Annotated in this window: 6 protein-coding genes; all 6 read right to left on the reverse strand. The window is 70.8% G+C overall.

Features of this window, described 5'->3' with window-relative positions:
• Nucleotides 1–262: 262 nt before the first annotated feature.
• Entirely contained in the window at nucleotides 263–3148 is a 2886-nt protein-coding gene (gene secA / locus AB0N03_RS42190) for a preprotein translocase subunit SecA (RefSeq protein ID WP_364384897.1), read from the reverse strand.
• Nucleotides 3149–3353: 205 nt separating this feature from the next.
• Entirely contained in the window at nucleotides 3354–4040 is a 687-nt protein-coding gene (gene raiA / locus AB0N03_RS42195; RefSeq protein ID WP_329055459.1) for a ribosome-associated translation inhibitor RaiA, read from the reverse strand.
• 729 nt (nucleotides 4041–4769) lie between these two features.
• On the reverse strand, nucleotides 4770–5429 hold the full coding sequence (locus AB0N03_RS42200; RefSeq protein ID WP_364385007.1) for a ComF family protein: 660 nt from the start codon (nucleotides 5427–5429) through the stop codon (nucleotides 4770–4772).
• A gap of 51 nt (nucleotides 5430–5480) precedes the next feature.
• Complete coding sequence (locus AB0N03_RS42205) at nucleotides 5481–7190, reverse strand: LpqB family beta-propeller domain-containing protein (protein ID WP_364384901.1); 1710 nt, start codon at nucleotides 7188–7190, stop codon at nucleotides 5481–5483.
• A complete protein-coding gene (gene mtrB / locus AB0N03_RS42210; protein WP_364384904.1) occupies nucleotides 7187–8911 on the reverse strand; it encodes an MtrAB system histidine kinase MtrB in 1725 nt (574 codons plus the stop codon). Before mtrB ends, AB0N03_RS42205 begins: the two co-directional genes overlap by 4 nt.
• Nucleotides 8912–8918: 7 nt before the next feature.
• The gene (gene mtrA / locus AB0N03_RS42215) at nucleotides 8919–9596 is read right to left on the reverse strand and encodes an MtrAB system response regulator MtrA (protein ID WP_005150760.1); all 678 of its coding nucleotides are present in this window, start codon (nucleotides 9594–9596) and stop codon (nucleotides 8919–8921) included.
• Nucleotides 9597–9779 lie beyond the last annotated feature (183 nt).

Consider the following 9779-nt stretch of genomic DNA (forward strand, 5'->3'; position numbering starts at 1 on the left):
GTCGGAGGCCGCGAATGAGTCATTCGCGACGGGGGAGCCGGGCGGGGCCGACGGCTGTGCGGCAACCGTGCGCGAGCGACGGCCGATCCATGGCCGGCGCGAGCCGCCAGTTCCGCGACGGGGCACCGCTCGCGCCACCGCCGGTAGTGCGGGTACGGATCCGGCCCCGAACAGCGCGAAGAACTCCTGCGGATCCACCAGCTGCTCTCCTCACACAAAAACGGGGCCGGGGTGCGTGCGCACCCCGGCCCCGTTAACCACGTCAGCGACGCGGGCCCTTCTTGCCCTTCTTCTGGGCGTCGCGCTGCGCGGCGCGGCGGTCCCGGCGGGTTCCGCCGGCGCCACCGCCCGCGGCCTGCTCGCCGCCGTCGGCGTGGGACTCGACCTCGCCGTCCTCACCCGGGCCGGACAGCGTCACGCCCGGCTTCTGGCCACCGCCGCCGAGGCCCTTGCCGCGCAGGGCGGACGGGACGGACTCGGTGTCGGTCGTCGGCGGCTGCGGCGGCGCCGGACGCGCGTGCCGGCCTTCCGCCGCCTGGCCGTTGCCCGAAGCGACGCCCGTGGGCAGCGCGGCGGCGTCCTCGGCCGGCGGCGCCTCGGCCCGCTCGACCTGCAGGTTGAACAGGAAGCCGACGGCCTCCTCCTTCAGCGAGTCGAGCATCGCGCGGAACATGTCGAAGCCCTCGCGCTGGTACTCGATCAGCGGGTCGCGCTGCGCGAGCGCCCGCATGCCGATGCCCTGCTTGAGGTAGTCCATCTCGTAGAGGTGCTCGCGCCACTTGCGGTCGAGGACCGTCAGCATCACCTGGTGCTCCAGGGTCCGCATGCCGTCCGGGCCGACGAGCGCGTTGATCTCCGCTTCGCGCTTGTCGTAGGCGTTGCGGGCGTCCTGCAGCAGCGCCTCGCGGAGACCGTGGGCGTCGAGGTCGCCGTCCTCGACCAGGTCTTCCCAGTCGATGCTGACCGGGTAGAGCTGCTTCAGCGCCGTCCACAGCTTCTCGTGGTCCCAGTCCTCCGAGTAGCCGCTGGAGGTCGCACCGTCCACGTAGGCGTTGACGACGTCCCGGAGCATGCCCTCGATCTGGTCGCGCATGTTCTCGCCGGCCAGCACGCGGTGGCGCTCGGCGTAGATCACCTTGCGCTGCTCGTTCATGACCTCGTCGTACTTGAGGACGTCCTTGCGCTGCTCCATGTTGATCTGCTCGACCTGGGTCTGCGCGCTCTTGATGGCCTTGGAGACCATCTTGTGCTCGATCGGCACGTCGTCGGGCAGCCGCATGGTCGTCATGACGCGCTCGACCATCGTCGCGTTGAAGCGGCGCATGAGCTCGTCACCGAGCGAGAGGTAGAAGCGGGACTCGCCGGGGTCGCCCTGGCGGCCCGACCGGCCGCGGAGCTGGTTGTCGATGCGGCGCGACTCGTGCCGCTCGGTGCCCAGCACGTACAGGCCGCCGGCCTCGCGGACCTCTTCGGCCTCGGCCTTCGACTCTTCCTTGACCTGCTCCAGGACGGCGGGCCAGGCGGCCTCGTACTCCTCGGAGTGCTCGACCGGGTCCAGGCCCCGCTCGCGCAGCACGTGGTCGGCGATGAGGTCGGGGTTGCCGCCGAGCACGATGTCCGTACCGCGGCCCGCCATGTTCGTGGCGACCGTGACGGCGCCCTTCTGGCCGGCGCGGGCGACGATCAGCGCCTCCCGGTCGTGGTGCTTCGCGTTCAGCACCTCGTGCGGCACGCTCAGCTTCACCAGCAGCTTCGACAGCCGCTCGGACTTCTCGACGCTCGTCGTGCCGACCAGGACCGGCTGGCCCTTCTCGTGCCGCTCGGCGATGTCCTCGGCGACCGCCTCGTACTTCGCCTCTTCGGTCTTGTAGATCAGGTCCGGCTGGTCGGCGCGGACCATCGGCCGGTTCGTCGGGATCGGCACCACACCCAGCTTGTAGGTCTGGTGGAATTCGGCGGCCTCGGTCTCGGCCGTACCGGTCATGCCGGACAGCTTGCCGTAGAGGCGGAAGTAGTTCTGGAGCGTGATCGTCGCCAGGGTCTGGTTCTCGGCCTTGATCTCGACCTTTTCCTTGGCCTCGATCGCCTGGTGCATGCCCTCGTTGTAGCGGCGGCCGACCAGGATGCGCCCGGTGAACTCGTCGACGATCATGACTTCGCCGTTGCGGACGATGTAGTCCTTGTCCTTGTGGAAGAGCTCCTGGACCTTCAGCGCGTTGTTCAGGTAGCCGACCAGCGGGGTGTTCGCGGCCTCGTAGAGGTTCTCGATGCCGAGCTGGTCCTCGACGAACCGGACGCCCTTCTCCGTGACGGCGACGGTGCGCTTCCGGACGTCGACCTCGTAGTGGTACTTCGAGTTGATCAGGTTCGTCTTCTCGGTGCGCTCCCGCGACCCCATGGTGGTGGTGTCGATGCCGTTCATCAGCGGGGCGAGCCGCGCGAACTCGACGTACCAGCGCGACGACTGGTCCGCCGGGCCCGAGATGATCAGCGGCGTCCTGGCCTCGTCGATGAGGATCGAGTCCACCTCGTCGACGACGGCGTAGTAGTGCCCGCGCTGCACGCAGTCGTCGAGGCTCCACGCCATGTTGTCGCGCAGGTAGTCGAAGCCGAACTCGTTGTTCGTGCCGTAGGTGATGTCGGCGTTGTACTGGGCGCGCCGGACGTCCGGCTGCTGCTCCGAAAGGATGACGCCGACCTCGAGGCCGAGGAACCGGTGGATGCGGCCCATCCACTCCGAGTCGCGCTTGGCCAGGTAATCGTTCGTCGTGACGACGTGGACGCCCTTGCCGGGAATCGCGTTGAGGTAGGCCGGGAGGACGCAGGTGAGCGTCTTGCCCTCACCGGTCTTCATCTCGGCGACCTGGCCGAGGTGCAGCGCCGCGCCGCCCATGAGCTGGACGTCGAAGTGGCGCTGGCCGAGCACCCGCTTGGCCCCCTCCCGGACGACCGCGAAGGCCTCCGGCAGCAGTTCGTCCAACGACTCGCCGTCGCCGTTCCGCTTGCGGAACTCGTCGGTCTTGGCCCGCAGCTCGGCGTCGGTCAGGTCCTTGACGTCGTCTTCGAGGGTGTTGATGTGATCGGCGATGTTGCGCAGCCGCTTCACCATCTTGCCCTCACCCGCGCGGAGCAGGCGGTTCAGCACCATCCGGTCGACCTCACTAGCTGATCATGAGTGCGCCCGGGCCGGTCCCGGGCAGGTTTTCCCGCGGCGGCCGCCGTGGTCGGCGCCACCGTCCCACCCCATCGTAGGGAACGGCGGGCGTCGTGTGCACACGCCGTAGGTCCGGACGTGCGGATGGCCCGCACGCGAGCGCGTGCGGGCCATCGGCGAAGGCCTCCTTAGAGCCGGCTCAGCCGAGCCGGATCACGCCGTAATCGAAGCCTTTCCGCCGGTAGACCACGCTGGGCCGGCCCGCCTCCGAGTCGTTGAAGAGGTAGAAGTCGTGGCCGACCAACTCCATCTCGTAGAGAGCCTGGTCCACCGTCATGGGCTCCGCGGTGTGCTGCTTCTCGCGAACGACGCGACCGGGCTGGTGACCCAGGTCGTCGTCGGCCCAGCTCTGCTGCTGGGGCAGGTGGATCTCTCCGGCGACCGCGAAGCCGTTCGTCTGCGGCTCGGCTTCGGGGGCTTCCAACACCGCGGTACGCGCGGCGGGACTGGCTGCGGCCGGGGATCCTCCACCCGGCAGTGCCGAGGTCGCTTCGGCGACCGATTCCGGGCGGCTGCGTCCGTAGTGCACGCGCCTCCGGTCGTGTGTCCTCCGCAGCCGGTTTTCCAGCTTGGTGACTGCGGAATCGAGCGCTGCGTAGAAGTCGGCGGCACACGCTTCAGCGCGTACGGCCGGGCCACGCCCCTTTCCGGTGATTTCGACGCGCTGACAGCTCTTGGCCTGGCGCCGATTGGGTTCGTGGAACAGCTCCACGTCGTACCGGATGACTTTCCTGTCGTAGCGCTCGAGGCGGGCCAGCTTTTCGCTGACGAGTGCCCGATAGTGCTCGGGCACCTCTACGTTGCGGCCCTTAACGACGATGTCCATACACGACCTCCCTCGCTGAGATGACTGCGAGCTGTTGAGTTCACACACGGCGCCGGTGTAGCGGGGACGGAAGCCCGGATCGCGGGCTGAGAAGGAACTCGGATCGGTTCACGACGTCTCGTGCCGGGAGCCCGAGCGCGGACTCAGCGCACCTCCGGCGCCAGGGACATGGGCTCGTCACCTCCCTGCCTGCGGGGATTGCTGATAGCGGAGCACGTTAGCTTCCTCACGCCCGTTGCAACAGCCCCCGAGCCGGGGGATGTCGAGGAATGAGACTCCGTCACCCCGCGCAGTGAGCGGAGGGTGAACACCAGAAAACTCCCGCTGGTCGGACGCGGTGCGCTCGGCCCGGGTTCACACGGACGGCGCATCGCTGCCGGCTGGTGGACGCCGAGGGTGACGGCCAGGTCCGCCGCAGCCGCCACGCCGGTGGAGTGGTGCGGCGGCCGAGTGCTGATGATCGACACCCTCATACCCGGACAACGGCCGCGGGGGCGGTTGCGTTCCCCGTGGATGTCACTCATGTAGGTGACGTCGGGGTCACCCGGGTGCGGGATGAGGCGGGGTGTGCGGGGCCGGTGGCGGAGTTTGCCGTGGTAGCCGCCGTCGGCTGACCGCGCGGTGGCGGTGGGCGCCGTCGGCCGCACGGGGATGCACCGCCGATGTGGTGTGCGATGCCTGTGAGCTACCGCGACCGGCGCTCGCATCGCGTCGCCGGGGCGCCGCGCATCACCCGGCCGCGAGCAGCGTCAAAACCGCGGCGACCTCGATCCCCTCCCCTTCCAAAGCCCGCACGCACGCGGCCGCCGTGGCTCCCGTGGTGATCACGTCGTCCAGCACCACCACCGGAAATCCCGGCGGCGGCCGCCCGGCCTCGCGGAACCGCAACCGGCCCGCGAGGTTGGCCACCCGCTGCGCGCGCCCCAGGCCGACCGCGTCGCGCGCGCCGCCGGCCAGCTCCAGCGCCGGGGCCACCGCGACCTCGAAACCCCACCCCGCCAAGACGCTCGCCGCTGCCTCGGCCAAGCGCTCCACGTGCGGCCCGCCGCGGACCCGGGCCGCTGAGCGGCGGCTCGGCGCCGGGACCAGGCACACCGCCCGGCGCGGCTCGGCCGAAGACCGCCGCAGCGGCAGCACCACCACCGCCTCCGCCAGGGCCCGCCCCAAAAACGCGGCCAGATCCCGGCGCCCGCGCTCCTTGTAAGCGATCAGCAACCGCCGGCCGACGCCGCGGTACCGGGCCAGCGCGAACACCCGCGCCCGCCCCGCCACCGGCACCCGGGTGATCTCGGAAACCGAACCCCACACCCCCGCGCACCGGGCACAACAAGGCACCCCGCGGGCCCCGCAGCCGGCGCACCGGGCGGGAATCAGCAAATCGAGCAGCAGCACACGGACAGTGTCCCCGTCACCACCGACAGTTTCGGAAAACGATGGGACTCAACCCGGGTAGAACGGATCCGCGTCCTTCATCGAGTGGCCCTGCGGCCGCCACACCTCGCCCAGCACCGACGCCGTCCACAAGCCGCTCGCGTCGGCCACCACGATCGGGCGGCTGGGCGCCGCCGTCACCCCGTGCACCTGGGGCGTCAGGTTGGAGCTGTTGAACGCGTCCATCCGCTGGCCGTCCACCGTCACGCGGACCACCGGCTGGGACGTCGACGCCGTCACCGCCACCAGGGTGTCCTGGGTCAGCCAGTCCACGTCGATCACGTCGTGGAGGTCGTGCGGCTGCAGCAACCGGGGTTCGCGCAACGCCACCGAATCGCCGCTGCCGACCACCGAGGCCACCCACAGCTGCCCGTTCACCACCGCCGCCACCCGGGCGCCGTCGCGGGAAAACCGCAGCTCCGTGAGCCCGCCCTGCTGGGCCAGGTCCGTGGCGTTGACCGTCAGCGCCGTCCACTGGTTGGCGGGGTTCACCACCATCCGGCCCACCGACGTCCCGTCGATCACCGTCCACACCTCACCGGTGCCCGGGCGCCACGTCGGGCGGCTCAGCGTCGTCCCCGCCAGGCCGACCAGGGGCAGGTCGTGCCCCAGGTCGCCGATGCGGAGCCGGACCCGGCCGCTGTCGCGCTCCACCACCGCCAGGCGCTTGCCGTCGATCGACTGGGCCGCGTTCACGACGTCGTAGCCGCCGTTGCCCGCCGGGCCCCCCACCGGCGCGCCGTCGCCCAGGGAACGCACCCGGCCGCCGACCGTCATCAGGCCCGGCAGGTCCCGGCTCGGCGACAGCGTCGCGCCGTACGCGGGCAGCTCGTTCGACCGCCAGTCCGGGTGGTTCGCGACCAGCGGGGCGCCGTCGGCGAGGATCCGGATCCGCGCCGACGTCACGTACTGCAGCGTGAGGACGATCTGCGCGGCGATCAGGTTCCGGATGTCGTCGGCCACCCCGGACAGCCCGGTCAGCGGGACCAGCAGCGTCCCGTCGTCGAGGCTCTTGACGTTCGTGTCGATCTCGACCGGTTCGCCGAGCAGGTTCTTCACCGACCCGGCCAGGCTCGTCGACGGCCCGTTGACCAGCAGGTACATCACCCGGCTCGGCAGCCCGGACTGCGGCTTCGCGACGACGTAGCGCCGGTCGGGGACGAAGGTGGCGGTCTGCTCGGAGTAGAAGTTCACCGGCACCGCGGTGTAGTTGTCGCTGAAGTCGGACTCGGTCGCGTACAGGTCGGGCGGCGGGTCGACGATCCGCCACTGGCCGTTCGCCTGCTTGCGCACCTTCACCTTGAGCGCCGCCGGGCTGTAGTCCGGCACGAACGCGCTGTTCTGGTCGAGCGTGCCGACGTCGATCCCCCGCACGTTGACGACGAGGGTGTTCGGGTCGGGCTGCGGCGCCGGGTCGTAGACCGTGCCGAAGGTGTCCTGGATGATCGTCAGGCTGCGGCTCGGGCGCCAGTTCGCCCGGCTCGGCTCGTCCAGGTAGGCGCGGGCGGCCGCGTTGTTCTGGCCGGGCTTGAGCGTCGCGCCGACGAAGTCGCGCACGAGGGTCAGCGGGTCGCTGTCCGGCTTCGGCTCGGGCACGACGTCGCCCGAGCCCTGGCCCTGGCGTTCCCCGGAGACGACCACGGGCTGGGACTCCAGCGGGACGTTCGCGCAGCCGGCGACCAGCACGACGCACAGCAGGGCGAGCAAGAGCCGTTTCACTGACCGATTCCCTCACGTTCGGCGAAGATCGCCTCGGGCGCCGGCGTGATCTCGATCAGCCCGAGGGGCACCTCGGTCGCGACGCGGCCGGGCGGCGGCAGCACCAGCGGCGGATCGCCGGCGGGCACCTCCTGGCGGCGCGGCAGCACCAGCCGGAAGCAGGCGCCGTGGCCGGGTGCGCCCCACGCGTCGAGTTCGCCGCCGTGCAGGCGCGCGTCCTCCAGGCTGATCGCCAAGCCGAGGCCGGTGCCGCCGGTGCGGCGGTTGCGCGACGGGTCGGCGCGCCAGAACCGGTTGAACACCAGGTCGGCCTCGCCGGGCCGCAGGCCGACGCCGTGGTCCCGGACGGTCACCGCGACCGCCGTCTCGTTGGCGCCGACGGTGAGCACCACCGGCCTGCCCTCGCTGTGGTCGACGGCGTTGCCGAGCAGGTTGCGCAGGATCCGCTCGACGCGCCGGGCGTCGACCTCCGCGATGACCTCCTCGTCCGGCAGCACGAGCTCCACCGAGCTGCCCGCGTTGCCGGCGATCACCCGCACCTGCTCGACCGCGCGCGTGGCGATCGGGCGGACGTCGATGAACTCCGCCGACAGGTCTTCGACGCCGGCGTCGAGCCTGCTGATCTCCAGCAGGTCGCCGAGCAGCGACTCGAACCGGTCGAGCTCGTCGACCAGCAGCTCGGTCGAGCGCGCGAGCCCGGCCGGGAACTGCTCGCGCGACGCGTGCAGCACGTCCGCGGCCATCCGGACGGTGGTCAGCGGCGTGCGCAGCTCGTGCGAGACGTCGGAAGTGAACCGGCGCTGCAGCCCGCCGAAGTCCTCGAGCTGGCGGATCTGCCGCTGGATGCTCGCGGCCATCCCGTTGTAGGACACGGCGAGCTTCGCCAGGTCGTCCTCGCCGAGCACGGTGAGGCGCTGGTCGAGGTCGCCCCCGGCGAACTGCTCGGCCGCCGCGGCGGCCTGCCGGACCGGGCGGACCACCTGCCGCGTCACCAGGTTCGTGATGCCCGCCAGCAGGAGCAGCAGCACGAGGCCGCCGACCAGCAGCGTGTTCTGCACGGTCGCGACGGTGTTCTGCTCGGTCGTCAGCGGGAACAGCAAGTAGAGCTGCAGCGGGGTGGCGACCGTGTTGAGCGGCGCGCCGACGATCAGGTACGTCGTGCGGCCGCCGTCGGTGTCGCCGACCGTGTGCTCGAGCCAGCTCATCTCGTTGGCTTCGACGAACTGGCGCAGCCGCGGCGGCACGTTCTGGTACGGCCCGGCGGACGCGGGCTCGTCGCCGGTCTGGTCGTGGCCGCCGCTGGCGAGCACCGGGACGAACGTGCCCGCCGCCGAGCCGGCCGCGTCCTGGCTGGTCGGCGTGATCGCGATCTTCTTCAGCGCGTTCTGGAGGCGGCTGCTCATCGCCTCGTCCGTCTCGCCGCCGAGGCCGACCAGCTCACCGGCGGCGGTGTCCGCGGCCGCGCGGGTCTGCGCGATGGCGGCGTCGCGCTTGGTGTCCAGCAGGCGCTCGGTGATCTGGTTCTGCAGCACCATGCCCAGCACGAAGACGACGGCCGAGGACAGCGCGAGCGTCGACACGGTGACGCGGAACTGCAGCGAATGCTTCCACAGCTCGTTGAACGCGACCGCGCGACGGCGCGCGAAAACGACGACACGCCGCATCAGGCGTGCCGTCGAACGCGCGAACGCGGGGAGCCGTCTGCCGGTCGCGAGGGTCATCGACTCATCACGGCGGGCCGGCCTTGTACCCGACGCCGCGAACGGTCAACACCACCTCGGGGTGTTCCGGGTCCTTCTCGACCTTGGAGCGCAGCCGCTGGACGTGCACGTTCACCAGGCGGGTGTCCGCCGCGTGCCGGTAGCCCCACACCTGCTCGAGCAGCACCTCGCGGGTGAACACCTGGCGCGGCTTGCGGGCCAGCGCCACCAGCAGGTCGAACTCCAGCGGGGTCAGCGGGATGGCCTTGCCCTCGCGCGTGACCTCGTGGCCCGGCACGTCGATCGCCAGGTCGCCGATCGTGAGCGACTCCGCGGGCTCGGCCTCGGTGCGGCGCATCCGGGCCCGGACCCGCGCGACCAGCTCCTTCGGCTTGAACGGCTTGACGACGTAGTCGTCCGCACCGGACTCCAGGCCGAGGACGATGTCCACGGTGTCGCTCTTGGCGGTGAGCATGACGATCGGCACCCCGGACTCGGCGCGGATCGCCTTGCAGACGTCGATCCCGTTCATCCCGGGCAGCATCAGGTCGAGCAGGACGAGGTCGGGCTTCAGCTCGCGCAGCGCGGGCAGCGCGCGCGAACCGTCGGCGACCACGGCCGTGTCGAACCCCTCCCCACGGAGCACGATGGTGAGCATCTCCGCGAGGGCGGGGTCGTCGTCGACCACGAGAACACGTGCCTTCATGTCCACATATTCGCACTAGTTCCGGCGGCCGGACGCGCGACCCGCGTGTTTGACCACCAGAAAGATCAAGATCCGCAGTACCGCCTGCTCCATCCGGGTGCCCCTGGGCGGTCCGTGAAGGCCACCAACAAGAAAATAAAATTAAGGAAGGTTGGCGTGAAGGACGGGGGGGGAGGGGGGGAG

The sequence above is a fragment of the Amycolatopsis sp. NPDC051061 genome, from assembly GCF_040682935.1.
Classification (GTDB): domain Bacteria; phylum Actinomycetota; class Actinomycetes; order Mycobacteriales; family Pseudonocardiaceae; genus Amycolatopsis.